23 protein-coding genes are annotated in these 24,471 nt (G+C 71.1%); 12 read left to right on the forward strand and 11 right to left on the reverse strand.

The window, feature by feature from the left end; translation table 11 throughout:
* The first annotated feature begins 24 nt into the window (after positions 1-24).
* From NMN56_RS24135 to NMN56_RS24185, 12 genes are all read left to right on the forward strand, one after another.
* Positions 25-969, forward strand: a complete 945-nt coding sequence (locus NMN56_RS24135) for an aromatase/cyclase (protein WP_274041396.1) — start codon at positions 25-27, stop codon at positions 967-969.
* A gap of 2 nt (positions 970-971) precedes the next feature.
* Positions 972-2,546: an FAD-dependent monooxygenase gene (locus tag NMN56_RS43525; protein WP_488199815.1), complete on the forward strand. Its 1,575-nt coding sequence runs from the start codon at positions 972-974 to the stop codon at positions 2,544-2,546.
* A gap of 97 nt (positions 2,547-2,643) precedes the next feature.
* Positions 2,644-3,405 carry an SDR family oxidoreductase gene (locus NMN56_RS43530; RefSeq protein ID WP_488199816.1) on the forward strand — a complete coding sequence of 254 codons (762 nt, stop codon included), beginning with the start codon at positions 2,644-2,646 and terminating at the stop codon, positions 3,403-3,405.
* 107 nt (positions 3,406-3,512) lie between these two features.
* Complete coding sequence (locus tag NMN56_RS24145) at positions 3,513-3,971, forward strand: nuclear transport factor 2 family protein (RefSeq protein ID WP_274041395.1); 459 nt, start codon at positions 3,513-3,515, stop codon at positions 3,969-3,971.
* Positions 3,968-5,113, forward strand: coding sequence for a glycosyltransferase (locus tag NMN56_RS24150; protein ID WP_274041394.1), 1,146 nt, complete (start codon positions 3,968-3,970; stop codon positions 5,111-5,113). Before NMN56_RS24145 ends, NMN56_RS24150 begins: the two co-directional genes overlap by 4 nt.
* A 37-nt stretch (positions 5,114-5,150) precedes the next feature.
* Positions 5,151-6,218 (forward strand): glucose-1-phosphate thymidylyltransferase, encoded by a 1,068-nt coding sequence (locus NMN56_RS24155; RefSeq protein ID WP_274041393.1) that lies wholly within the window; start codon positions 5,151-5,153, stop codon positions 6,216-6,218.
* Positions 6,215-7,192, forward strand: a complete 978-nt coding sequence (rfbB, locus tag NMN56_RS24160) for a dTDP-glucose 4,6-dehydratase (protein ID WP_274041392.1) — start codon at positions 6,215-6,217, stop codon at positions 7,190-7,192. The genes NMN56_RS24155 and rfbB overlap by 4 nt, the downstream gene beginning before the upstream one ends.
* 135 nt (positions 7,193-7,327) lie before the next feature.
* On the forward strand, positions 7,328-9,049 hold the full coding sequence (locus NMN56_RS24165) for an MFS transporter (RefSeq protein WP_274041391.1): 1,722 nt from the start codon (positions 7,328-7,330) through the stop codon (positions 9,047-9,049).
* A gap of 287 nt (positions 9,050-9,336) precedes the next feature.
* Positions 9,337-10,380, forward strand: coding sequence for an aldo/keto reductase (locus NMN56_RS24170; RefSeq protein WP_274041390.1), 1,044 nt, complete (start codon positions 9,337-9,339; stop codon positions 10,378-10,380).
* Positions 10,370-11,281, forward strand: coding sequence for an NAD-dependent epimerase/dehydratase family protein (locus NMN56_RS24175; RefSeq protein ID WP_274041389.1), 912 nt, complete (start codon positions 10,370-10,372; stop codon positions 11,279-11,281). The genes NMN56_RS24170 and NMN56_RS24175 overlap by 11 nt, the downstream gene beginning before the upstream one ends.
* On the forward strand, positions 11,250-11,951 hold the full coding sequence (locus NMN56_RS24180; RefSeq protein ID WP_274041387.1) for an antibiotic biosynthesis monooxygenase family protein: 702 nt from the start codon (positions 11,250-11,252) through the stop codon (positions 11,949-11,951). The genes NMN56_RS24175 and NMN56_RS24180 overlap by 32 nt, the downstream gene beginning before the upstream one ends.
* Positions 11,948-12,817 carry an alpha/beta hydrolase gene (locus tag NMN56_RS24185; RefSeq protein ID WP_274041386.1) on the forward strand — a complete coding sequence of 290 codons (870 nt, stop codon included), beginning with the start codon at positions 11,948-11,950 and terminating at the stop codon, positions 12,815-12,817. The genes NMN56_RS24180 and NMN56_RS24185 overlap by 4 nt, the downstream gene beginning before the upstream one ends.
* 13 nt (positions 12,818-12,830) lie before the next feature.
* On the opposite strand, the gene NMN56_RS24190 is transcribed toward NMN56_RS24185, so the two are convergent.
* From NMN56_RS24190 to NMN56_RS24240, 11 genes are all read right to left on the reverse strand, one after another.
* Complete coding sequence (locus NMN56_RS24190; RefSeq protein ID WP_274041385.1) at positions 12,831-13,979, reverse strand: alcohol dehydrogenase catalytic domain-containing protein; 1,149 nt, start codon at positions 13,977-13,979, stop codon at positions 12,831-12,833.
* On the reverse strand, positions 13,976-14,278 hold the full coding sequence (locus NMN56_RS24195; protein WP_274041384.1) for a putative quinol monooxygenase: 303 nt from the start codon (positions 14,276-14,278) through the stop codon (positions 13,976-13,978). Before NMN56_RS24195 ends, NMN56_RS24190 begins: the two co-directional genes overlap by 4 nt.
* Positions 14,279-14,330: 52 nt before the next feature.
* Positions 14,331-14,963: a glycerol-3-phosphate responsive antiterminator gene (locus tag NMN56_RS24200; protein WP_274041383.1), complete on the reverse strand. Its 633-nt coding sequence runs from the start codon at positions 14,961-14,963 to the stop codon at positions 14,331-14,333.
* Between the two features lie 127 nt (positions 14,964-15,090).
* Positions 15,091-16,644: an FAD-binding oxidoreductase gene (locus NMN56_RS24205; RefSeq protein ID WP_274041382.1), complete on the reverse strand. Its 1,554-nt coding sequence runs from the start codon at positions 16,642-16,644 to the stop codon at positions 15,091-15,093.
* Positions 16,641-18,347, reverse strand: a complete 1,707-nt coding sequence (locus NMN56_RS24210) for a glycerol-3-phosphate dehydrogenase/oxidase (protein ID WP_274041381.1) — start codon at positions 18,345-18,347, stop codon at positions 16,641-16,643. The genes NMN56_RS24205 and NMN56_RS24210 overlap by 4 nt, the downstream gene beginning before the upstream one ends.
* Before the next feature lie 156 nt (positions 18,348-18,503).
* Positions 18,504-20,060: an FGGY family carbohydrate kinase gene (locus NMN56_RS24215; protein ID WP_274041380.1), complete on the reverse strand. Its 1,557-nt coding sequence runs from the start codon at positions 20,058-20,060 to the stop codon at positions 18,504-18,506.
* Positions 20,057-20,257, reverse strand: a complete 201-nt coding sequence (locus NMN56_RS24220) for a hypothetical protein (RefSeq protein WP_274041379.1) — start codon at positions 20,255-20,257, stop codon at positions 20,057-20,059. The genes NMN56_RS24215 and NMN56_RS24220 overlap by 4 nt, the downstream gene beginning before the upstream one ends.
* Positions 20,254-21,741, reverse strand: a complete 1,488-nt coding sequence (locus NMN56_RS24225; protein WP_274041378.1) for an MFS transporter — start codon at positions 21,739-21,741, stop codon at positions 20,254-20,256. The genes NMN56_RS24220 and NMN56_RS24225 overlap by 4 nt, the downstream gene beginning before the upstream one ends.
* 251 nt (positions 21,742-21,992) lie before the next feature.
* On the reverse strand, positions 21,993-22,292 hold the full coding sequence (locus NMN56_RS24230; protein ID WP_274041377.1) for a hypothetical protein: 300 nt from the start codon (positions 22,290-22,292) through the stop codon (positions 21,993-21,995).
* The gene (locus NMN56_RS24235; protein WP_274041376.1) at positions 22,289-22,852 is read right to left on the reverse strand and encodes a hypothetical protein; all 564 of its coding nucleotides are present in this window, start codon (positions 22,850-22,852) and stop codon (positions 22,289-22,291) included. Before NMN56_RS24235 ends, NMN56_RS24230 begins: the two co-directional genes overlap by 4 nt.
* A gap of 140 nt (positions 22,853-22,992) precedes the next feature.
* A complete protein-coding gene (locus tag NMN56_RS24240; RefSeq protein WP_274041375.1) occupies positions 22,993-24,387 on the reverse strand; it encodes a hypothetical protein in 1,395 nt (464 codons plus the stop codon).
* Between the last annotated feature and the right edge of the window lie 84 nt (positions 24,388-24,471).

Genomic DNA, 24,471 nt, shown 5'->3' on the forward strand with positions numbered 1-24,471 from the left:
CGACAGAGAGTGAGAAGAAGCGCCATGCCGCAGTTCCCACAGCGCGAGGTCGAGCACGAGATCGACATCACGGCACCGGCCGACACCGTCTACCGCCTTCTCGCCGAGGTGACCAACTGGCCCCGGATCTTCCCCCCGACCCTCCACGTCGACCACCTGGAGCGAGGCGCGACCACCGAACGCATCCGCATCTGGGCCACGGCCAACGGCCAGGCCAAGAACTGGACCTCACACCGCGAACTCGACCCCGGGACACGGCGGATCGGCTTCCGCCAGGAGGTCACCTCACCACCCGTCGCCGCCATGGGCGGCACATGGATCATCGAGGAGCCCGCACCCGGCACCTCCCGCGTGCGGCTCCTCCACCACTACAGGGCCGTCGGCGACGACCCCGCCAAGCTGGAGTGGATCGACCGCGCCGTCGACGAGAACTCCCGCTCCGAACTGGCCGCACTCAAGGTCAACGTGGAGAAGGCGCACGCGGCTGAGGAGATGACCTTCTCCTTCGAGGACAGCGTCACCGTCGCCGGCTCGGCCAAGGACGTCTACGACTTCATCAACGACGCCCACCTGTGGGACCAGCGGCTGCCGCACGTGGCCCGCGTCAGCTGCGAGGAGGACATTCCCGGCCTCCAGACCCTGGAGATGGACACCCGGGCCAAGGACGGCACCACCCACACCACCAAGTCCTACCGCGTGTGCTTCCCGCACCACACCATCGCCTACAAACAGGTCACGCTCCCCGCCCTGATGACCCTGCACACCGGCCGCTGGACCTTCCACGAGGAGAACGGCCTGGTCACCGCCGTCTCCCAGCACACCGTCACCCTCAACGCCGACAACATCGGCAAGGTCCTCGGCGAAGGCGCCACGACGGCCGAAGCGCGGCGCTACGTGCACACGGCCCTGAGCACCAACAGCCGCGCGACGCTGGGCCACGCGAAGGACTTCGCCGAGGCCGGGAGCTAGCCGTGGCGGACGGAGCAACGGGCGCCAGGCCCGCCCCAGCCCCACGGGCGCACCCGCCCGGGACGGACGCCGACGTTCTCGTGGTCGGCGCGGGGCCCGCCGGGCTGATGCTCGCCGCCGAGCTGCGGCTCGGCGGCGCCCGCGTCGTCGTCCTCGAACAGCGCGAGGCGCCGATGGCGGAGTCACGGGCCTCCACACTGCACGCCCGCACCATGGAGGTCCTCGACTCGCGGGGTCTGCTGGCGGAACTGGGAACTCCGCCCCGGGAGGAGCGCGGCCACTTCGGCGGGCTTCCCCTGGACCTCGGCGGCTCCACCGTTCCCGGCCCGTTCCCCGGACAGTGGAAGGTGCCGCAGACCCGCACGGAGGAGGTGCTCGACCGCAGGGCCCGCTCGCTGGGCGCCGACATCCGGCGCGGCCACCGGCTCACCGCGCTCTCCTCCGAAGGGAACACGGTGACCCTGGAGGCCGCCGGCCCCACGGGGACCGTACGGCTGCGCGCGCGGTACGCGGTCGGCTGCGACGGGGAGGAGAGCACCGTACGCCGCCTCGCCGGCTTCGCGTTCCCCGGACACGACGCCGAACGGGAGCTGCTGCGCGCCGACGTGGCGGACATCGACATCCCCGACCGGCGCTTCCAGCGCCTGGAGAAGGGGCTGGCCATCGCGGCGCGGCGCGCTGACGGTGTCACCCGCGTCATGGTCCACGAGTTCGGCTCACCCCCCGGGGCACGGTCGGGGGAGCCGGACTTCTCCGAGGTCACGGCCGCCTGGAAACGGGTAACGGGCGAGGACATCAGCAGCGGGACCCCGCTGTGGCTCAACTCCTTCGGAGACGCCAACAGGCAGGCGGCCGACTACCGCCTCGGGCGCGTGCTGCTGGCGGGCGACGCGGCACACCGGCAGATGCCCAGTGGCGGGCAGGCCCTGAACCTGGGGCTCCAGGACGCGTTCAACCTCGGCTGGAAGCTGGCACTGTGCGCGCGCGGCAGCGCAGGCGAAGCACTGCTGGACACCTACCACGCCGAACGGCACGCCGCCGGCCGCCGCACCCTCGCCAACATCCACGCGCAGGCCACGCTGCTGCTGGGCGGGCACGAGGTGGAGGGCATGCGCGCCGTGCTCGCCGAACTGCTCACGGAGGAGCCGGGCGTCGCGAGGCGCCTGGCCGCGATGGTCTCCGGACAGGACGCCTGCTGTGAGGCGGGCCCGGGCACCCATCCCCTCCTGGGACGGCCCCTGCCGCACACGGCGCTGAAGGCGGCGGGACACCGCGACCGCGAGGCCACCACGGCCGAACTGCTGCGCCAGGGGCGCGGGTTGCTGCTCGACCTCACGGGCGGTACGGAAGGGAACGGGCCGCTACGGGAGACCGCCGGGCCCTGGCGCGACCGGCTGACCCTCGCCTCGGCGCTCGTGTCCCGGCCCGGTACGCCCCTGGAGGGCACGACCAGGCTGCTCGCACGCCCCGACGGCCACGTGGTGTGGACCGGAAGCGCGGGCGAGCGGCCCCTGGAGGCGGTACTGCGCCAGTGGTTCGGCTCACCCGGCGCACCGGGTGAGCCCGCGTCCCGCTGAGGCCGCCGTGCGCCCGCATTCCCCGAGAAGGGCCCCGAGTACGGCCCGTATCCCCGAGTACGGCCCGTATCCCCGAGAAAGGACGGTCGGACGAGACATGGACAGGTTCACTGACAAGACGGCGCTGGTGACAGGTTCGAGCCGGGGCATCGGCAGGGCCACGGCCCTGCGGCTCGCCGGTGAGGGCGCCCTGGTCGCCGTGCACTACACCGAGAACGCGGAGGCGGCGGAGGACACCGTCGCGCGGATCGAGAAGGACGGCGGCAGGGCGTTCGCCGTACAGGCCGAACTCGGCGCTGCCGGTGGCGCGCACGCCCTGTTCCTGGGACTTGAGGAGGGCCTCAAGGAGCGTACGGGGACGACCGACCTGCACATCCTGGTGAACAACGCCGGGATCATGGGCGGGGTCGCGCCGGAGGACCTCACGGCTGAGGCGTTCGACCGGATCATGGCGGTCAACGCCAAGGCGCCGTACTTCCTGATCCAGCGCGCCGTGCGGAACATGCCGGACGGCGGGCGCGTCATCAACATCTCCTCCGGGCTGACCAGGTTCGCGAACCCGCAGGAGATCGCGTACGCCATGAGCAAGGGCGCCGTCGAGCAACTGGCCCTGCACTTCGCCAAGCACCTCGCACCGCGCGGCATCACCGTCAACAGCGTGGCCCCCGGCATCACGCGCAACGGCAACCCGCTCTTCGACATACCCGAGGCCGTCGAACAGATGGCGGCCATGTCAGCGTTCCAGCGCGTCGGGGAGCCGGAGGACGTGGCCGACGTGGTGGCCTTCCTCGCCTCCGACGACGCCCGCTGGATCACCGGCGCCTTCACCGACGCCAGCGGCGGCACCCTGCTCGGATGAGCCGCCTCTGCCGCTCATCCGGTCCCCGTACGCGGCGCCCGGGGACCGCCCCGCACCCGCGCCGCACCCCCATGGCCACCCACGTCCACACCCCCTGGAGGAGAGACATGAACCACCCGTCACCGGCACGGCCCGGCGCCGTGAGCGCCGAACTGTACGTGAGCATCCAGCAGTTCTACGCCCAGCACATGCAGCTGCTCGACAGCGGGAAGATCGACGACTGGTCCGCCTTCTTCACCGAGGACGGGGAGTACGCCGCCAACGCGCACCCCGTCCCCGTGCGGGGGCGCGTGGCCATCGCGGACCGGATGCGGCAGACCGTCTCGCGGCTGGAGGAGGAGAGGGGGACGCGCAGGCACTGGGTCGGCATGATCCAGGCGTCCTGGCACGGCGAGGAGGTACGCGCGCGCAGCTATGCGCTGGTCCTCCAGTCCAGCACGCACGGCGCCCCCTTCATCCGGGCCACCACCACCTGCGAGGACACCCTCGTGCCCGACGGCACGTCCTGGCTCGTGCGGCGGCGCTTCGTCCAGGGCGATGTGCCGGAGGAGGGCGGGGGCGCGTGAGGGTCCTGTTCAACGCGGCGGGCACGAGCCCCGCGAGCGTCTTCGCGATAGCGCCCCTGGCGACGGCCGTGCGGAACGCGGGCCACGAGATCCTGGTGACCTCGTTCGAGGAGATGGCCCCCGCCGTCGAGTCGGTCGGTCTGCCCCCGGCGCCGTTCGTCACGCGGGAGACGACGGAGAGCATCAAGGACATGGCCGACAGGCCGACGGGCCGGCTGGTCTTCCCGCCGCCGGCCGACGAGGAACTCGCCTACAGCGGCGGCTGGTTCGCGCGGCAGGCCGCCGTGAGCCTGCCGGGCCTGCGGCGGCTGGCCGAGGACTGGCGGCCCGACCTCGTCGTCGGAGGCACCCTCGCCTACGGGCCGGCGCTGCTCGCCGCCGAACGGGGAATCCCGCATGTGCGGCAGATGTGGGACTGGGTCGACTTCAGGACGTCCCACCCCTACGCCGAGAAGGAACTGCGCCCCGAACTGGCGGAGGCGGGCCTGGCAGGGCTGCCCGAGCCGGATCTGACGATCGACATCTGTCCGCCGAGCCTGCGCCCCGCCGACGCGCCCGACGACCGGCTCATGCGCTGGGTCCCGGGAAACCGCCAGAAGCGGCTGGAGCCGTGGATGTACACACGGGGCGACAGGCCCCGTGTCTGCGTGACGCTGGGGAGCTTCCGGGTGTCGACGGAGGAGATGTTCGACTATCTCTGCGGCATCGTGGAAAGCGTCTCCGCGCTCGAAGCGGAAATCGTCGTCGCGGCGACGGAAGAGGTCGCGGTGAAACTGCGCGAGAGGTTTCCCGGAATCCGTTCCGGATGGGTTCCGATGGAATTCCTGGCAGACACGTGTGAACTCGTTGTGCATCACAGTGGCGGGCTCACGGCCATGGCCTGCATGAGCACGGGGACACCGCAGTTGGTTCTCAATCAGTTCGACCTTTACAACGACTCGCTGCGGCGGCTGCAGGACCACGGCTCGGGCGAGGTCCTGTACAGGGGAGAGCACTCGGTCGAGAACGTCAGGAGCGCCTGCGAGAAGCTGCTTTCCGACCCCGCGTACCGCAGGCGGGCGCAGGCGCTGCGCGCCGAGATGGCGGAGCTGCCCACGCCCGGTCTCCTGGTCGGGGAAATGGAGCGGCTGACCGTTCGCTGACCGTTCGGCAGACAGAGAAGGAAGGTGTGGTGGACCCATGAAGGCCCTTGTGCTGTCCGGTGGATCAGGCACACGCCTTCGCCCTTTCAGCTATTCGATGCCCAAACAGTTGATCCCGGTGGGGCAGAAACCGGTCATCGCGCATGTCATCGAGAACATAAGAGATCTCGGTGTCACCGAAGTCGCGGTCATCGTGGGCGATTGGAAGAGCGAAATAGAGAGACTGCTGGGAGACGGCTCACGCTTCGGTGTGCGCGTCACCTACATACAGCAGGAGAAACCGCTGGGACTCGCGCACTGCGTACGGCTGGCAAGCGAGTTCCTGGGCGAAGAGGACTTCGTCATGTATCTCGGGGACAACATGCTCCTCGGTGGACTGGAGCCCATAGCGGAGGAGTTCGCGAAACAGCGCCCGGCGGCGCAGCTCGTGGTGCGCCAGGTCGCCGACCCGAGAAGTTTCGGAGTGGTCGAACTCGCGGCTGACGGCTCGGTGCACAGGCTCGTGGAAAAGCCGGAGAATCCGCGCAGCAATCTCGCGGTCATCGGCGTGTACTTCTTCACCAGCGCCATTCACGAGGCCGTCGCCGCCATAGGGCCCAGCGCCCGCGGCGAGTTGGAGATCACCGACGCCGTCCAGTGGCTCGTCGGACAGGGGGCCGAGGTGCGGGCCAGCGAGTACGAGGGCTACTGGCGCGACACCGGAAGCGTGGACGACGTGCTGGACTGCAACAGGGCGCTGCTCGACAGGACCGGCACCGAGATCCGGGGCAGCGTCGACCAGATGAGCTGGCTGTTCGGGCCCGTCGTCATCGAGAGCGGCGCCCGCATCGTCCGCTCCCGTATCCAGGGCCCCGCCGTCATCGGGGCGGGCAGCGTCATCGAGGACAGCCACATCGGCCCCTACACGGCGATCGGGGACGGGTGCGCCTTGCGGTACACACACATCGACGACTCGATCGTGCTGACGGGCGCGCGCGTCTCGCACGTGCGCGGCCTGCACGGCTCGCTGATCGGCCGCTCGGCCGCCGTCGGCCAGGTCGAGCGGGGCGCGGGCCACCACCGGCTGGTGGTCGGCGACCACACACGCGTGGAGGTGCTGGTGTGAGGCTCCTGGTCACCGGCGCCGCCGGGTTCATCGGCTCGCACTACGTGCGCACGCTGCTGGACGGGGGCTACGCCGGCTACGAGGGAGCGCGCGTGACCGCGCTCGACAAGCTCACCTACGCGGGGAACCGCGCCAACCTCCCGATGCGGCATCCGCGGCTGGAATTCGTCAAGGGCGACATCTGCGACCAACTGCTGCTCCAGGAACTCCTTCCCGGGCACGACGCTGTGGTGCACTTCGCGGCCGAATCACATGTGGACCGCTCACTGCACAGCGCCGCTGAATTCGTGCACACCAATGTGCTGGGTACACAGGTCCTGCTCGCGGCGGCGCTGGAGGCCGGGGTGGAGAAGGTCGTCCATGTGTCGACGGACGAGGTGTACGGATCCATAGCGGAAGGGACGTGGACGGAGGAGTCGCCCCTGCTGCCCAACTCCCCCTATTCGGCCTCGAAAGCGGCGTCCGACCTCGTGGCGCGTGCCTACTGGAAGACGTACGGGCTCGATGTCTCGCTCACCCGGTGCTGCAACAACTACGGCCCTTACCAGCACCCGGAAAAGCTCATACCGCTGTTCTCGACACGGCTGTTGGACGGATTGCAGGTGCCGCTGTACGGCGACGGCGGGAACGTACGCGAGTGGATTCACGTCGACGACCACTGCCGCGCGGTGCAGACCGTGCTGGAGGCGGGGGGCGCCGGGGAGACGTACAACATCGGAAGCGGAAGTGAACACACGAACGCGGAGATAACGGAACAGCTGCTGAGACTCTGCGGCGCCGACGCCTCCCTGGTGCGGCACGTCACCGACAGAAAGGGCCACGACCTGCGCTACGCGCTCGACTCGCAGAAGATTCGGAAACAGTTGGGATATGCCCCGCGCATAGATTTCGCCACCGGGTTGTCCGAAACTGTCAACTGGTACAGGAACAACCCGAATTGGTGGAAAGATGTACGTCCCCTCCTGTCGCTGTAAATCGTTGCGAATGCACCCTGCAACGACCCTGGACGCAGCCCGTACGGATGAAGGGGAACTCGGCCGGAAGTCTGCCGTCCGACTCCGCCCGAAGTCCCTTGACTTGAAGTGCGGTTCAACTTTTAGCGTGGTGCCATGGACAGTGAAATGACGTTACAGCCGCCCCGCGCGGGCAGGCGGGAGTGGATCGGGCTGGTCGTACTGACCCTGCCCATGATGCTGACGAGCATCGACACGACCGTCCTGCACCTCGCCCTCCCGCACATCGGCGCGGCACTGGAACCCAGCGGTTCCCAACTCCTGTGGATCGTGGACATCTACGCCCTGCTCCTGGGCGCGCTGCTGCTCGTCATGGGGACACTCGGGGAACGCGTGGGACGCCGCCGGCTCCTGCTGATCGGAGCCGCGGGATTCGGTGCCACGTCCATCCTGGCGGCGTACTCCACCAGCGCGGGGACACTCATCTTCGCCCGCGCGCTGCTGGGGCTCTTCGGCGCGACCCTGATGCCGTCGACGCTCTCGCTGCTCCGCAACATGTTCCACGACCCCAAACAGCGCACGGCGGCCATCAGCTTCTGGATGGCCAGCTCCATGGTCGGCACCGTCCTCGGCCCCGCCATCGGCGGCATCATGCTGGACTACTTCTGGTGGGGCTCGGTCTTCCTGATGGCAGTCCCCGTCATGGCGCTGCTGCTGTTCCTCGGCCCCGCCGTGCTGCCCGAGTACCGCAACCCGGAGTCCGGGCGGCTCGGCGTGGTCAGCGTCGTGCTGCTGCTCGTCAGCATGCTCTCGGTCGTCTACGGCATCCAGCAGTTCACCGAGGACAGCTCCGACGGCACGGCGGTCGGGGTCTTCGCCTTCGGGCTCGTTGCGGGCGGATTCTTCGTGTGGTGGCAGGGCAAGGAGAAGGACCCCCTCCTTGACCTGCGGCTCTTCGGCAGTCGTACGTTCAGCGTCGCCGTCGCCGTGGTGACCCTGGGTCTGTTCGCCATGAGCGGGGTGTACTTCCTGCTCGGACAGTTCCTCCAGTCGGTCGGCGGAATGGACCCGGGCGAGGCGGGCCTCGCCATGATGCCCACGGCGCTCGCCAGCATCGTCGGCGTCCTGGGCACGCCCGTCCTGCTCAAATGGATCCCCCGAAGGCCGCTCATCACCGCCGACCTCACGCTCGCCGCGCTCGCCATCGGCGTCCTCACCCAGATCGAGGCGGACACCGCGGTGTGGGTCGTGGTGGTCGTGGGCGCCGTGGTCTCGCTCGGCATCGGGGGCGCCATGTCCCAGTGCGCCGACATGATCATGGGTTCCGCGCCTGTGGAGAAGGCGGGCCGCGCCTCCGCCATTCAGGAGACCGCGACCCAGGTCGGTGTCGGCGTCGGTATCGCCGTGCTCGGCGGCATCACCACGGCCGTCTACCGCGCCCAGCTCTCCGATCAGCCGATGGGTGAGCTGCCCGGGAACGTCGCCCGCGCGGCCGAGGACACGGTCGGCGCCGGTGCCGCAGCGGCGGGGCGGCTCGGTGGCTCGCCGGGTGATGAACTGCTGCACGCCGTGCGTGAGGCGTTCACCTCCGGTGTGCATGTCACGGCCACGGTCAGCGGCCTGCTCATGCTGGGCGTTGCCGTGCTGGCCGGGGCGACGTTGCGTAACGCTCCGCGGCATGGCGGGGAGGTCGCGCCCGGTTCGGCTGACGCCGAGGGTGTCGATGCGGGCCCCGCTGATGTGGCTGGTGCCGAAGAGGTGGCCGGCGTGGTGGATTCGGCTGGCGCCGAGGGCTCGGCTGACGCGGCCGGCGCTGTTGGTGGCGAGGGTGAGGAGGGGGCGGGTACGACGGTTACTCGGGCCGACGGGCGCGGCTGAACTCAGCACGGGGCGCCCCTGGTTGTGCCGTTCCGGGGTGCCCCTGAGTGTGATTCGCGGGCTGCGCGTGCGTTGTGGTTTCTCGCGCAGTTCCCCGCGCCCCTGAGGGGGTGCCCCCTCAGGGGCGCGTCCCCTCGTTCAGTGGTTGTCAGCCTCCTTCTCCGGTGTGTGCCGGGGGAGGGGGCTTCTTCATGCCTGGTTGGCCGCGTGTCTCGGTCCTGGGGACTAGGACTCGTTGGAGTGGTGGCCGGGGCAATGGTTCGCAAGTGCTAAGTGAGGAGGACCCGTTGAAGTACCACATCATGGGGAAGACCGGTCTCAGGATCTCGGAGGCGTGCCTGGGTACGGGCACCTTCGGGATGCCCGGCTGGGGCGCCTCGATCGAGGAGAGCCGGCGGCTGGTCGACATCTACGCCGAGGCGGGCGGGAATTTCCTCGACACCGCCAACGTGTACGGGGGCGGGGCCTCCGAGGAGTACCTCGGAGAGCTGCTGAAGGGGCGCCGCGACACGTTCGTCCTGTCCACCAAGTTCAACGCCATGACGCGCCCTGGGGACCCCAACTCCGCGGGGAACCACCGCAAGAACCTGCGCAACTCGCTGGAGACCAGCCTGCGCAAGCTCCGTACCGACCACGTCGACATGCTGTGGCTGCACGCGCGGGACGGGTTCACCCCCGTCGAGGAGGTCATGAGCGCGCTGGACGATCAGGTGCGCGCGGGCAAGGTCCTCTACGCCGGCGCCTCCAACTGGCCCGCCTGGGAGGTCTCCCGGGCCAACACGCTGGCCGAGCTGCGGGGCCGGTCGGCGTTCGCCGCCGTACAGATCCGCTACAACCTTCTGGAGCGCACGCCCGAGCGTGAGCTCTTCCCCATGGCACGCGCCTGCGACATCAGCACGCTGGCCTGGGGCCCGCTCGCCGAGGGGCGGCTCACCGGCAAGTATCTGCGCGGTGAGAAGGGGCGGCTGGACAAGGAGGACTGGGCGGGCAGCAGCGCCACCGACGAGGAGATCATCAAGACCGTCGTCGACTGCGCCCAGGAGACGGGGCACACGCCGGCCCAGATCGCCCTGGCGTGGCTGCGTACCCGGCCCGGCGCCGTGCTGCCGATCCTCGGTGCCTCCCGCGAGCAGCAGCTGCGCGACTGCCTCGCCTCGCTCGACATCGAGCTGGCCGCCGAGCACCGGGAGCGGCTCGACGAGGTGAGCCGGATCGAACTGGGCGCACCGCACGACCAGTTGAGGCTGCCGAAGTTCACCACCTCCGGGTACGGGGACCGCTGGCGTGACCTCGTGGACGTGCGCGGACGCAAGGTCGACGATGTGCGCTGAACCGCGTGTCGCCGTGATCGGCGCACGCGGCTTCATCGGCCGCCGCCTGGTGCGCGAGCTGCGCGGATCGGGTGCGGCGCTGCAGGAGTTCACCCGTGAGAGAGGGTTCCTGCACGACGGCCAGGTCGACCGGGCGGTGCTGGAAGCGGACGTCATCTACTTCCTCGCCAGCCGCGTCAGGCCCGCCTCCGCTGCCGAGGACCCGCGCAGGGCCATCGAGGACCTGCGTGATGTCCACACGCTGCTCCAGGGGCTGCGCGCCACGGGGCGGCGCCCCGTCCTCGTGTTCGCCAGCTCGGGCGGAGCCGTCTACAGCCCCGCCGCCGCACCTCCGTACTCGGAGGCGTCCCCCACGGGGCCAACCTCCGAGTACGGGGTGGTGAAGGTCGCCATGGAGGCCGAACTCGCCGCGGGCGCCGCCTGGGTGGCCCCCGTGTGCGTGCGGCTCGCCAACGTGTACGGGGCCGGTCAGCCGGTGCGTCCCGGGTTCGCCGTGGTCGCGCACTGGACGCGCGCGCTGCACGAGAGGGAGCGCATCGAGCTGATCGGCGACCCCGGGACGATCCGCGACTACGTCCACGTCGCGGATGTCACCAGGGCGCTCGTGCGCATCGCAGGCAGTGCGGGCCGCTTCCGCTCACGCGCGGGCGGAACCGTCCTCAACATCGGCTCCGGCGTACCCACTTCGCTCGGCGGTCTGCTCGGTTCGCTGGAGGAGGTCACGGGGGAGAGGGCGCTGACGCGCGGCGTTCCCGCGCGCCGTTTCGACCGGAGGGACGTGTGGCTGGACATCGGCCGCGCCCGCGAGACCCTCGGCTGGAGCCCCGAGGTCTCTCTCGCCGAGGGACTCAAGGAGGTGTGGAACGGCCTTGAACGCGAGCAGACAGCGGCGCGCGGCTGAACAGGCGCCGCCCGCCGCCGGACGGACGGGCCGCCCGGCCGGCCGGCACCCGGAGGGTGCCCTGCCCGACGTACGCCGCAGCGGCGCACCCCATGTGTGGGTCGCCCGGTGGCGGCTGGGCGAGCAGAGCGGGGCCGCGCGCACCCGTGAGGGCCTCGCGGCGTGGTGGGGGAGCGTGCCGTGGCCCGGCGGGACCGTCTCGGCGACCGCCTACGTGGCGGAGGACGGCGACAACGCCCTTGGCTACGTGCGGTGTTCGGCACCCTCGCCCCGTACGGCCGACATCCTGCGTGCCCCGCACGGCGCCGAGGCCGTGGCGTACGGGCTGCGCCGCTCGGTCGTCCCGGAGACCGGTGGCGTGCCCACCTGCATGGTCGCCGTCACCTTCGGCACGGCGGGACCACGTGCCGCCTCGGACCTGGTGGGGGCCGTCGCCGGTCAGCTGGAGGCGGCGGCGCCCGAGTGCCCCGGGCTGGTCTCGGCACACTTCCATGTGAGCCTCGGCCACGACCGCGTACTGAACTACGCGGAGTGGGAGTCCCCGGAGGCGCACGAGAGGTTCGTACGCGGCGCCGCCAGCCGGCGGGTCAAGAACCTCGTACAGCACCTCCCCGGAGTGCGCCCCTTCGGACATCTGCGCTACCACGTCTGCCGTACGGAGGAGAGGTGACCGCCCCGACAGGACAGGCCGTACGGGAGATCGTCCTGGACGCCGGGGGCGTACCGCTCTCCGGCCTCCTGGCCGTGCCCACCGGGCCGCCGCGCGCCGTGGTGGTGGCCCTGCACGGTGGGGGCATGCGCGCGGGCTACTTCCACGGCACAGCTGACCCCGCGTGCTCCTTCCTCGCCCTGGCAGCGGCCAGGGGGTACACCGCGCTCGCGCTGGACCGGCCCGGCTACGGCCACTCGGCGGCGAAGCTGCCCCAAGGCGCGTCCCTCGCACGGCAGACGGCGCTCCTGCGTGCCGCGCTGGAACGGTTCGGGGAGAGCTGTCCCACGGGGGCCGGGCTCCTGCTGCTGGGGCACTCCCTGGGCGGCAAGCTCGCGCTCACGGCGGCTGCGCACCCCCTGCCGGGGCTGCTGGGCGTGGATGTGTCCGGCGTCGGCAACCGCTGGGCGACGCACCCTGACAGCCTCCGGACGCCGGGCGGACGCGGCACCCACCACCTGCACTGGGGGCCGCCGGCGCTCTACCCGCCCGGCACCTTCCGCCTCGCCGAACGGCTCGTCACCGCCATGCCCGTACGGGAGGCACGCGAGATCCCCGACTGGCCACGGCTGTACGCGGGCCTCGCGGAACGCGTCACCGTGCCCGTACGGCTCACGTTCGCCGAGCACGAGAGGTGGTGGCGCTGCGACGAACGCGCACTGGGCGCCATGACCTCGGTGCTGGTCTCGGCCGCCTCGGTACGCACCGAACGGCTTCCAGGCGCGGGCCACAACATCAGCCTCGGGCTCCGCGCCCGCGCCTACCACCAGCGCGTACTGGCGTTCCTGGAGGAGTGCCTCGGCCCGCGCGCCCGCGATCCCGGGTGAGAGTGTGCGCGCCTCACGCGGCGAGCATGCCCGAGGTGTCGAGGACCTGGCGGATGGCGGTGCCGTCCGCCAGGGACTCCAGGGCACGGTTCACCTCGGGGGTCGTCAGCTCCAGGGTGCCGGTGTGCATGTGCTCCACCGGCATCAGCCCTGCACGCCACAGGGCGAGGTAGCGCGGGATGTCACGGCGGGGCACGGCGTCTCCCATGTAGGAGCCGATGAGGGACTTGCCCTCGCCGGCGAAGGCCAGCGCGGGCACTGTTTCCAGCGTTCGGTCGGGCGCCGGCAGGCCGACGGAGACGACCTTCCCGCCGCGTCCGACAGCGGCCAGGCAGGCGCCCATCACCCCGGGTGAGCCGACCGCCTCGAAGGCGAACTCCGCGCCGCCGCCCGTCAGTTCCGGCACGGCCTCGGCCGCCTCCTCCGGTGTGAAGGCGTGGCCCGCACCCAGCCGCAGCGCCAGTTCCCGCTTCGCGGCCACCGGGTCGACGGCGATGAGCGGCGAGGCCCCGGCGGCACGCGCGCCGAGGACGGCCGAGAGGCCGACACCGCCCAGTCCGTAGACGACGGCGGACTGGCCGGGGCGCAGCCCGGCCGTGTTGATGACCGCGCCGGCTCCGGTCAGCACGGCGCACCCGAACATCGACGCCACCGAGAACGGCACCTCGTGCGGGATCGGCACCACGGACTCCTGCGCCACCACGGCGTACTGGGAGAAGGCCGAGACACCGAGCTGGTGGTGCACCGTACGGCCCGCGGCGTCCCGCAGCAGGGACGGGCCGTGCAGCAGCCCGCCCGAACCGTTGGCCCGCGCAGCGGCGGGGCACAGCGCGGGGCGGCCCTCGGCGCACAGCTCGCAGAATCCGCAGCTGGGCACGAAGACCAGCGCCACATGGTCACCGGCGGCGACCCGCCCCACGCCTGGCCCCGTCTCCTCCACCACGCCGACCGCCTCGTGACCGAGGGCCATGGGCAGGGGCCGTACGCGGTCGCCGTTGACGACGGACAGGTCCGAGTGGCAGAGGCTGGCCGCTGCCACCCGCACCAGCACCTCGCCCTCGCGCGGGGCGCCCAGCTCCAGTTCCTCGACCTCGGCCGGGCGGGTTCCGCCGTAGGGGCGTTCCGTGCTGACCTCGCGCAGGACCACGGCGGCCGTCCTCACGCCGACACCCCCTCGCGCGGGACGAGGCGCACCACGTCGCGGGACTCCAGCAGCGGTACGACCCCGCCCAGGACGTACCGCTGGAAGTGGTCGGTCGCACAGTGCGCCTCGAAGTCCGCCTCCGAGTCGTACTCCTCGTACAGCACCACCACCCGCGGGTCCCCGGCGCCCTGGTGCACGCGGTACTGGCGGTTGCCCGGCTCCTGGCGCGACGCCTCGGACATGCTGTCCAGCAGCGTCAGTACCTCGTCCTCCTTGCCTGGCCTGGTGAGATAGCGGGCGACGACGGCGTAACTCATGGAACTCTCTTCACTCGATGGGGCGGCGGGCCCGGGCGGGCGGTCCGGGCGTTCACCCGGCGGGCTGTGGCGGGGGAAGCGTGTCGCGGGTCAGGCCCCAGAGGCGGGGGTCGGAGGTGGCGGCGGCCACGGCGCCGAGGCCCAGCGCCTCGGTGACGTCCTCGGGCGTCTGCACGAACCCGGCCGCGACATGCGGCGTCATGGCGCGCAGCGACTCGGGCGACATCCGCGCGACGATCGGCGCCGGCATGACCTCCACCAGGTCGGGCAGCCCCCGTGAGACGGCGTCCAGGCTCCGGTTGAGGTTGGACCTGTCGGTGACGAACACCTTCTGCATGGTGAGCAGCCCGAGCGGGCGGCCCTTCTCTATGAGGGAGAGGCGGGTGCTGACGACACCCGCCGCTCCCATGTTCTTCAGGAACTCCAGCGCGCCCCGGTCCTGTGCGAGACCGGGGCTGGAGTCGACGTTGACGAAGACCGTGTTCCCCGCCCGGCCCAGCGCAGGCACCACCTGCGGCAGCTTCCCGACCGGTACCGAAGCGAGGATGCACACGGAAGCGGGTGCGGTCAGGAAGTCCCTGATCGGCTGGGAGCCGACCACGGAGGCGACGACCGGCACCTTCGCGAAGGCGGCGGACAGTCGGCGGTCGAGCTGGGCGGCGCTGGGCCGGTGTTGCGGGGTCATGGCGTGCCTGACGTCGTGAGGGCGGTCCGGGTGGTTCCGGGCCTGCCGGGTGGTCCGGAAGGGCCTGGCGGGTGTCCCGGTGGTCCTGGCGGGCCCGGCGGCCCGGGCGTTCCGGGTGCTGCTGGGCTCAGCTCAGCGGCGAGGTCCCGAAACGGCTGGGAAGGCCCAGCTTGCCAGGGTTGAGGATGCCCTCGGGATCCAGCGCGTGCTTCACGGCGGTGAACGTCGCGAACCCCGCACCCAGCGCGTCCTGGAGGTACGGGCCGCGCAGCAGACCGCAGCCGTGGTGGTGGCTGAGCGCTGCGCCGTGCCGGATCAGCACCGCGTTGGCCGCGTCCCACACCGAGCGGTACCACTCGCGGCGCCGCTCGGGCTCCACGTCGCCGCGCAGCGAGAAGTAGACGCAGGCACCGTCGGTGTAGGCGTGCGACTGGTGCGCCGAGGCTGCCAGGGTGCCGGGCACCGACTCGATGGCGGCGACCACCTCGTCGTAGATGGCCGGGAGGTCCTTCCAACTGGCCGCCATCTCCAGGGTGTCGGCGACGAAGCCCGGGGACTGCTTGAACCCGTCCGAGGACTTGCCGACGAGCATCCGGTCGTGCAGCCACTTCTGGAAGGCCGCCTCGCTGTCCTGCTCGGGCCCGTACTCCTGGCACACCTCGCGGCTGACCGCCATGACCGAGTCGACGAGTGCGGGATCGCCCTCGTCGGCGATCAGCAGCAGATTGGTGTCGGGCCTGCCGAACTGGACGCCGCTCTCCAGCTTGTCGTAGAGCCTCAGCACGGCCGGGGTCGCGCCGCGCTGGAGGATGCGGCGGCACGCCTCCAGGCCCTGTGCGAACGTGTCGAACCCGAAGGCCAGTGCCTTGGCGTAGTCGGCGAGCGGGTGCACGCGCAGCCGCACGGAGACGATGACGCCGAGGGTTCCCTCCGAGCCCACGAACAGCTGGCGCAGGTCGGGGCCCGTGGCGGCGCGCGCGTAGTCGCCGTAGGTGGCGCGGGTGCCGTCGGCGTGTACGACGTCGACGCCGACGACCATGTCCTCGATCTTCCCGTAACGGGTGGAGAGCTGGCCGGCACCCCGGCAGGCGACCCAGCCGCCGACGGTGGAGATGGCGAAGGCGGACGGCCAGTGGCCCGTGGTGACGCCGTACTCCTCCTGCAGCTGCTTTTCGAACAGGTCGCCGAACATGCCCGCCTCGACGTCCACCACGTTGGACTCGGCGTCGAAGGACAGGATCGTGTCGAGCCCGCACAGGTCGAGGACCACACCGCCGAAGACCGGCAGCGCGCCCCCGGTGACGTTGGAGCGGCCCGCCGAGGCGGTGACGGGGACGCCCGCCTCGTTGCAGATCCGCAGCACCGCCGCGACCTCGTCGGCGTCCGCTGCCTCCACGACCACGGCCTGCGGGGTGGCGGGGCGCCCGTCGGTCTCGCCGATCATCGAGCCCGCCCACCAGTCACGGGTACGGGTGACGACCTCCTCGCGCTCCACGTGCACGGCCTTCGCCGCGCCGCGCAGCTTCTCCACGACGGGCCCGGGAACGCTCACCGGGTTGTCCTGGAGCGCGGCCTCCCCGTCGCCGACCGGGGTGCGCTGTGCCCAGCCGGACGGGCTCGGCGCGCCGACGGTGTAGCGGCCCTGGTTGAAGGGGTTGGTGATGGTCTGACGGCTGATCATGCTGCTGCTCCTTCGGATACTGCGGAGGTGTCCTCGAAGAGGACGGCCTTCTCGTGGCGTACGGAGGCGAGGTAGTCGGAGACCTGCCGTTCGACCTGCTCGGCGCTCAGGCCCAGTTCGCGCCCGAGCAGCGCGCCGACCTCGGGCGCCGCTTCGGCCGAGGCGTCCCGCGCGAACAGCCGTGCGCGCAGGCGCCGGGAGAGGACGTCGTCGACCGTGCGGGCCAGTTCGGCGCGTGCGGCGTAGACGACCTCGGCCCTGGTGTAGGGGAGCCCCTTGACGACCGGCTCGGACAGCGAGGGGTCCTCGGCCATCAGGTCGTGCACGAAGCGGGCTTCGGTGCCGTACCGCTCGCCCAGGTGCGCGGCCAGACCGCCGGAGGCGGCGACGGCCTCGGCGTCGTAGCCCGCGCCGCCCAGCAGGGGCAGGTTCACGGTGCGGGACTTCGAGGAGGCCGTGCCCTTGCGGCCGAGTACGCCCAGCACCTTGTCGATCACCAGCTCGCCCATGTGGCGGCTGGTGGTGAGCTTGCCGCCGGTCACCGTCACCATGCCGGTCGGTCCCACGGTGATGTGGTGGTCGCGGCTCATGTTGAGGGTCGCGCCCTCCTTGCCGCCGACCAGCGGGCGCAGGCCGCCGATGGAGCCGATCACGTCGTCCGGGGTGAGATCGGCGGCGAACGCCGTCCTGGCGCCCTCCAGCAGGAACTCCATCTCCGCCCGGGTGCAGTTCACGTCGTCGGCCGAGCCCTTGTAGTCGTTGTCCGTCGTGCCCAGCACCACGGTGTCGCCCCAGCGGGTGCAGGTGGCACGCCGTGCCCGGCCGGGGATCGGCACGGTCACCGTGCAGTCGATCCTGAGCTTGTGCCACGGCACCACGATGTGTACGCCCTTGGCGGGACGGACCTGGTCCTGGTGGCCCGTGTCGGCCATGGCGTCGACCCGGTCGCTCCATACGCCGGTCGCGTTGACGACCGCGTGTGCCCGGATCTCGACCTCCTGCCCGTCGATCGTCGCCTTCGCGCCGCAGGCCCTGCCGCCGCTGGTCAACAGCGCGTCCACGCGGGCCCCGTTGAGCACGGTGGCGCCCAGCGCCGCTGCCGTACGGGCGATGGTGAGGGTGAGGCGGGCGTCGTCGGCGCGGCCGTCGAAGTACATCAGGCCGCCCTTGAGGCTCTCGGCGCGCAGCGTCGGCGCGTGCGCCAGCACCTCGGGAACGGAAAGACGCTGGTGCAGCTTGCCTATGCGCCAGCCGCCCACCAGGTCGTACGTCCACAGCAGGCCCTCGAAGCCCTTGGCGAGCCGTGGGTCGAAGACGCCCTCCTTCTCCAGGATCGGGAAGAGGAACGGCAGCCTGTGCACCAGGTGCGGGGCGTTCTTGCGGAAGCGGTGCCGCTCCAGCAGCGAGTGCCGTACGAGATTGACGTTGCCCTGCTCGATGTAGCGCAGCCCGCCGTGCACCATCTTCGAGGACTTCGAGGAGGTGCCGGAGGCGAAGTCGTCCCGCTCCACCAGCGCGGTGCGCAGTCCGCGCGAGACGGCGTCCAGCGCGGCGTACACCCCCGTGATGCCGCCGCCGACGACGAGCACGTCGAACTGCTCGTCAGCGAGCTGCCGCGTGCTCCGCTCCCTGTCGAGCAGCAGCGCCGACCGGCGCGTCGCCCGCGCCGCGCGGCCCGGCTTGCGGGCTGGCATGGTGATCACAACATCAACTCCTGGTAGTGCGTGTGCGCTTGCGTTTGGTCGGCGCGTTTTGCGGGGGGCGGGGGTGCCCCTGGTTGTGCGTTGCGGGCTGCGGGTGAGTCGTGGCTTGTCGCGCAGTTCCCCCGCGCCCCTTCGGGCGCGCCCTGTCCTCGGCTGTTATTGCAGTCCGGGTAGTGGTTCGCCCAGGTGGGCTGCGAACAGGGCGTGCCATTCCGCCCGTTGCTCCTCGCGGTCGTCGTCCGCTTCCGGCTCGAAGACGCGGCCCGCAGGCTGCGCCCCGACGATCTCGTCGAGCGAGGACCACAGCCCGGCGCCGACGCCCGCGAGGTACGCGCTGCCGCGCAGGCTCGCCGTCGAGGAGTCAGCGACCCGCTCCAGCGGCATGCCCACGAGGTCGGCCTGGATGCGCATCAGCGGGTCGCTGCCCGACACCCCGCCGCCGACGCGCAGTTGACGGAACGGTGCGCCCATCGTGGCCGCCACCCCGTCGACGAGGTCGCACACCGAGTGCGCGATCCCCTCCAGCACTGCCCGCGCGACCTCGGCCCTGGTCGTGGCGAGGCTCAGCCCGCTGAGCGCGGCGGTCGCCTCGGGCCGCCACAGCGGGACCCGTACGCCGGCCAGCGCGGGCACGAAGCGAGCCCCGCCGGGGCGGTGTCCGGAGCCCGCGGCAAGTTCCCCGATCTCCTGGGGTGAGGCGAACAGGCCCAGGTCGTCGCAGAGCCAGCGCAGCGCCGAGCCCGTGGTCGAGCAGTACGCCTCCAGGCTGTACCGCGTGACCCCGCCCTGCCGCCAGCCCGGCTGCGCGAGCACCCCGTCGATGTCGGCCCGTGGCAGGGCAGCCCGCGCGCCGGTCGCGACATCCACGAACGCGCCGGTCCCGTACATGCACATCCCGCACCCCGCTTCGAGCCCACCGAGCGCGAGCAGCGCGGCGTGCTGGTCACCCATCGAGGCGGCCAGGGGTACGGAGATGCCGAGCGTGTCCGCGTCCGTCAGCCCGAAGTGGGTGCTCTCGGCGTCCCCCGCGCCCCCGGCGTCTCCCGCGTCGTCGGAGCGCAGTTCGGGGAGCAGCGCGAGCGGGAAGCCCTGGTGGGCGATCCACTCCTCGTCCCACGCGTGGTCACGCAAAATGTAGCCGCCGGTGGAGGCCGCGTTGGTCGCGGTGGTCGCGTGCGTGGCGCCGCCCGTCAGCTGCCAGATCAGCCAGCTGTCGACGGTGCCGTACAGCAGCCGCCCCTCCCGGTGCGCGGCGGCGACCTCGGGCCGCTCGGCGATCTGCCGCGCCGCCCACAGGAACGGTGCGCGCGAGCCGACGGGCCGTCCCGTACGGGCCAGCAGTACGGGGTCCCACTCGGCCTCGTACGCGAGCAGGTCCCTCGCGTAGCGGCGGTCCTGCCAGACGACGGCGGGCAGCAGCGGCAGTCCCGTCACCCGGTCCCACAGGATCGCCGTCGCGCGCTGCGTGGTGAGCGCGACGGCCGTCACCTCGACGCCGTCCGCCTCGGCGAGCGCCTCGCGGCACACGTCGAGCGTCGCGGTCCAGATCTCCATCGGGTCCTGCTCGACGGAGAGCGCGTCCGGGTGGCTGACCTTGATGGCCCGGTAGAAGACCCGGCGCACCGATCCGTCGTCGAGCACGATCCCCGCGCGGGTCCCTGTCGTCCCCTCGTCGATGGCGAGCACGCCCTTGCGGGGTGACGTCGGTGTCACGGCTGCCCCTTTCGTTCCATGTTCTCGGCGTTCTCAGCGTTCTCGGTGTACTCGACGGTCTCGGTGTACTCGGTGTACTCGACGGTCCCGACCGTCTCGACGGTCCCGGCCCGGCCCTCCGGACCTCTTCCCGCCGCCGTGGCGGCGCGTCTCCCGGGGGCGTCCGGCGGCGCCGGACTCACCTGCGTGGCGGTCACCGTGTGCGCGCCGTCGGGCTGGGTCCGCTGGTCCCGGCGGGATCGGCGGAGGGGCCGGGCGAGGAGCCCGGCGAGTGCTGCTCCGTCACGACCGCCTCGCCTGCCTCGTCGGGGGAGGTGCCGGTCCTCGTCGGGTCCCACTTGATGAGCAGGCAGACGATCATGCCCAGCAGGGGGACGACCGACAGCACGAGGAAGGTGTCCCCGAGGCCGAGGGCCTCTTTGATCTGCGGGAAGACATACAGCCCGACGACGCTGCCGAAGCTGCCGACCATGCCGGTCACACCCGTGCCCAGCGCCCGTACGTCGCTGCTGTACGAGAGCGCGGCGATGGACTTGCCGTTCGCTCCGGGGCCGGCCGAGTGGCAGAGGATGAACAGGACCGGCAGGCAGAAGGCGACGACGATCGGCGCCTTGCCGAAGGTCAGCCCCATCAGCACCAGCGCGACGAACACCCCTCCGAAGCCCCACGCCGAACTCATGCGCAGGCCCAGCTTGCGCCCGAAGAGCGCGGAGGCGAGGCCGCCGACGATGCCGACGGCGTTGAAGACCATCGAGCCGATCGTCGCCTTCTCGAAGCTGTCACCGAAGATCGTCAGGCTGATGAGCGGGAGATACCAGCCGACGGCGAAGTACTGGAGGCCCTGGCCGAGCGAGATGACCGAGGAGAGCAGCGTGCGCGGCAGGTACTCGCCCTTGAAGAGGACACCCGCGTCCTTCATGCCCACAGCGGGCGCGGCGGCGACGGCCTTGGCCTCGGCGCCGGAGGAGTCGGCGACCGCGTCGATCCCGTAGATCTTCTTCAGGTTCCGCACGGCGTCCTCCAGGCGGCCCTTGCTGGCCAGCCAGGTGGGGCTCTCCACGAGGAAGAGCCACTGGAGTACCAGGAGAAGCAGCGCGATCACACCGGCGGAGCCCAGCGACCAGCGCCAGATGTCCTGGCCCACGTCGAGGTGGAAGAAGCCCAGCGCGAGGAGGAGGTTGCCGGTGGTCGCGCAGTACCAGACGGCCTGCCACAGGTTGAGCCGTCCGCTGCTGGCCTTGGGGGTGTACTCCGCGAGGAGCGCCATGGCGACGGCGAAGTCCACGCCGTAGGCGATGCCGACCAGCACCCGCCCGAGCCAGACCGTCGTGAAGTCACCGGAGAAGGCCGCCAGCAGCGCGCCCGCCACGGCGAAGACCTTCGCGATCAGCAGCGGGGGCACCCGGCCGATACGGGTGGCGAGCCAGCCGCCCACCGGGTTGAAGATGATCGCGAGGAAGGGCGCCGTCGCGGTCAGCACCGAGATCTGGGTACTGGTGAGCTTCATCTGGTCCGTCATGGGACCGAGACCCGCGCTGAGCGCCGCGTTGGCGTACGCGTCCAGGAAGAGCCCGCCGAACGCGAGGTACCAGGTGATCCGCGCGCGTCCGGTGACCCGTCGCAGCCCATCGATGAGCGCAACGATGTCAGCGACGCCTTTGACGCTCGGACGTTGTGCCATGAATCCGCCTTTGAGGAGGACCTGTTCGATGGCACGACGTGAAAAAAGCAGACACAGCAGAGCCACCGACAGGTGGTCTGTGTCTGTGCCTGCCCAAGAGAGCTACGGACGGGGCCGTAGCAGTTGAAGTACGCGAGTAGTTAAGGACGCGCCGACGGGTTCGTCAAGAGTTTCCGGAAGATTTCCCCGAGGTGAAGCTCTCCCGGCGCGACGTTTCCGAAGGCGAAGGCGGCGGGCCCGCACGCGTGCGCTCAGCGCGGCCCGCCCGCCGTCCCTGTGACCGTGAAGCGGGCGCCGGGACTCGGTGCACCCGGACCCGCGTCGTACGGGTCGATACGGCCGACGGCGCGCAACTCCTCGCCGTGCAGCGCGCCCAGCGCCTCGAAGTCGGTCATCTCCCTGTCGTCCTGATCGGCCAGGACGACCTGCGAGACGGTCGCGACGAGGGCGCCGGTCTCGTCCCACAGCTCGAAGCAGAAGGTGGGCGGCAGGAAGCTGCGCACTCCGTTGTCGACGACGCGTACCGGCGTGTGGACCGTCCTGTGGGTCATGGCGCCGCCTCCTCCCAGCGCCCGGCGGGACAGCTCTCGGACGCCAGCGCGGCCTTCCTGCGTACGTCGCAGCCGCACAGCCCGCAGAGCGTGAGACCGTCCGGCGTGCCCATGAGCCGGTAGAGGGCCTTGCGCGGGGGCGCCGTCAGATGCGGGCAGCCCCGGCAGGTGACCAGGCGCTTCTCGTAGGCGGCCTGCGGGGTGCGGGAGAAGCCGGATGCGGCCCAGTGCGCGAGGGCAGCGCCGGCGCGGGCGAGCAGTTCCGCGTTGCCGCGCGAGGCAGCCGGGGCCGTTGGCGCCGTTGGTGCGGTCGGAGCGGCGGTGACGGCCGGGGCGGGCGCGGCGTCCAGTGAGCCGGCCGCACTCGCGTGCGCCCCGCTCAGCAGCAGGTCGAGCATGCCCGGGTCGTCCCTGCACAGTTCCAGGTGGTGCAGGAACATCGGGTCGCGGGCCACCTCGGCGAGCACCGCGTCGGTGACCCGCCGCACGGGGATGCCGAGCCCGTCGGCGAGGGCACGGCGGTCGGGCACCTGGTGCTGCGCCGGCTGCGTATCGGTCACGGGGGTTCTCCCTGGGAACGTCGGGGCAAGGGCGGTCGGCGTACGTCCGGTCGGCGTACGTCCGGGCGGCCGGGTGGCCGGCCGGACGGGGCGCCCGCCGCGGGGTACTGGGGCCCACGCGGCGGGCGCTCCGCGTGCGGTTACGCCGCGCAGGCCGGCTTGCCTGCGAGGCTCACGGCCGAGTGGTACGTCGCGACCCGGCAGGCACCCGGCGGGTGCCCGCATCCGGCGGTGCCGCCGGGCGCGTGCGGGTCGTTGGGCACGCCGAAGAAGTTGGCCATCTGTGCGATGCCCGCGTCCGTCGTCGCGATGTAGGAGTCGCCGAACCACACCTTGCGCATGATGTTGCGCACGCCGCGGTAGTCGGCCTGGCCCTCGCAGGACAGCCCGCCGGGGAAGGTGGGTGTGCCGCCGTAGTGGTGGGCCAGCTCATGGGCCAGCACCAGGGCTATGCCCTCCAGTTCAAGATCCTGGTCGCGCACGAGGCCGCCCTTGAGCGCGACATGGCGAACGCCGTTCTCCACCCAGGCGTACGCGTTGACCTCGTCGCTCGCCCAGTCCAGGTGGTACGTGACGTCGGGGTAGAACGTCTTGTGCTGCTGGATGAGCGCCTCGGTCCATTCGCGTGCGAGCGGGTCGTTGAACGGGCGCTTGGGCGAGCGCCGTTTGACCTCCGCCTCCTCCGGTGAGAGGAAACTGCACGCGCCGTCGGGCACGTTGACCATGGTGGCCTCGGCCGGTACGAACGTGTGCTCCGCCAGATCCAGATCCGGAGCGTTGAATCCGGAAGTGCGCAGCGGCGTGTTCGCGGTGACCGATTCGGGGAGTTCCGGAGCCTGGAGACAGGCCCTGCCGTAGCGGTCCACATATTCCGCCGAGCCGACAACGGGCATGTTCTCGTGCTGTTTGACGTTGAATCCGGCCACGTCGGAACGGCGGGCCATGATCTGGACGACGTAATCCGCGCTCACCACCCCGTTCGTGTTGAGCAGATGACCTTCCAGGTCTTCTCCCGGTGCTTCCTTGTCGCTCGCCGCGACGTGGTGGAAACCCGCCAGATAGTCGCCGATGTGCACGGCGGTGACGCTGACGGGATCGCCCGAGGGCGAGATCAGCACGTCCTCGGGAGCGAGCCGGTCGGCGCGCTTGAGGGTGTGTTCGTCGCCTGCCAGCAGGAACAGGTGGTCGCTGGTGACCGCGAGCGCTGTCTCCGCGTACCGCACCAGGACCGTGTACTTCTGGCGGGAGGCACCTGTCGTGCCACCGCTGAAGACGACAGGGCGTGCCGCCCAGGTCAGGCCGGTTCCGGAGGCCATGATCTGGTCGCCGACCGCGTACATCTCGATGGCCTTGAAGCCGCCCATGCCGTCCTCGACCATCGTGCCGAAGGCCAGGCAGGAGCAGGAGCAGTAGCACGGCCCTATGGCGTCCCGGGTCAGCACAGGATGGTTGATCGGCCAGCCTTCCAGTTTGCAGATCTCGTTGATTTCCGCGTCGGCGCCGCTGCAGTGAGCAGACTCGCACTGTCGGACCATTTCCCCGCCCCCTTGTTTTTCACCGTACGACGGCACTCCGCCGCCTTGTGTGGTGTTTGTCTACTGCCGCAGCGCCCTCATCGG

This window comes from Streptomyces iconiensis (assembly GCF_028657195.3).
Taxonomy (GTDB): Bacteria; Actinomycetota; Actinomycetes; order Streptomycetales; family Streptomycetaceae; genus Streptomyces; species Streptomyces iconiensis.

Excerpts from the sequence above, each read along its gene's own strand:
- NMN56_RS24175 (WP_274041389.1), top strand. The coding sequence starts at position 10,370 with ATGTGCGCTGAACCGCGTGTCGCCGTGATCGGCGCACGCGGCTTCATC.
- NMN56_RS24205 (WP_274041382.1), bottom strand. The coding sequence starts at position 16,644 with ATGATCAGCCGTCAGACCATCACCAACCCCTTCAACCAGGGCCGCTAC.
- NMN56_RS24165 (WP_274041391.1), top strand. The coding sequence starts at position 7,328 with ATGGACAGTGAAATGACGTTACAGCCGCCCCGCGCGGGCAGGCGGGAG.
- NMN56_RS24145 (WP_274041395.1), top strand. The coding sequence starts at position 3,513 with ATGAACCACCCGTCACCGGCACGGCCCGGCGCCGTGAGCGCCGAACTG.
- NMN56_RS24225 (WP_274041378.1), bottom strand. The coding sequence starts at position 21,741 with ATGGCACAACGTCCGAGCGTCAAAGGCGTCGCTGACATCGTTGCGCTC.
- NMN56_RS24240 (WP_274041375.1), bottom strand. The coding sequence starts at position 24,387 with ATGGTCCGACAGTGCGAGTCTGCTCACTGCAGCGGCGCCGACGCGGAA.
- NMN56_RS24195 (WP_274041384.1), bottom strand. The coding sequence starts at position 14,278 with ATGAGTTACGCCGTCGTCGCCCGCTATCTCACCAGGCCAGGCAAGGAG.
- NMN56_RS43530 (WP_488199816.1), top strand. The coding sequence starts at position 2,644 with ATGGACAGGTTCACTGACAAGACGGCGCTGGTGACAGGTTCGAGCCGG.
- NMN56_RS24230 (WP_274041377.1), bottom strand. The coding sequence starts at position 22,292 with ATGACCCACAGGACGGTCCACACGCCGGTACGCGTCGTCGACAACGGA.
- NMN56_RS24155 (WP_274041393.1), top strand. The coding sequence starts at position 5,151 with ATGAAGGCCCTTGTGCTGTCCGGTGGATCAGGCACACGCCTTCGCCCT.
- NMN56_RS24200 (WP_274041383.1), bottom strand. The coding sequence starts at position 14,963 with ATGACCCCGCAACACCGGCCCAGCGCCGCCCAGCTCGACCGCCGACTG.
- NMN56_RS24135 (WP_274041396.1), top strand. The coding sequence starts at position 25 with ATGCCGCAGTTCCCACAGCGCGAGGTCGAGCACGAGATCGACATCACG.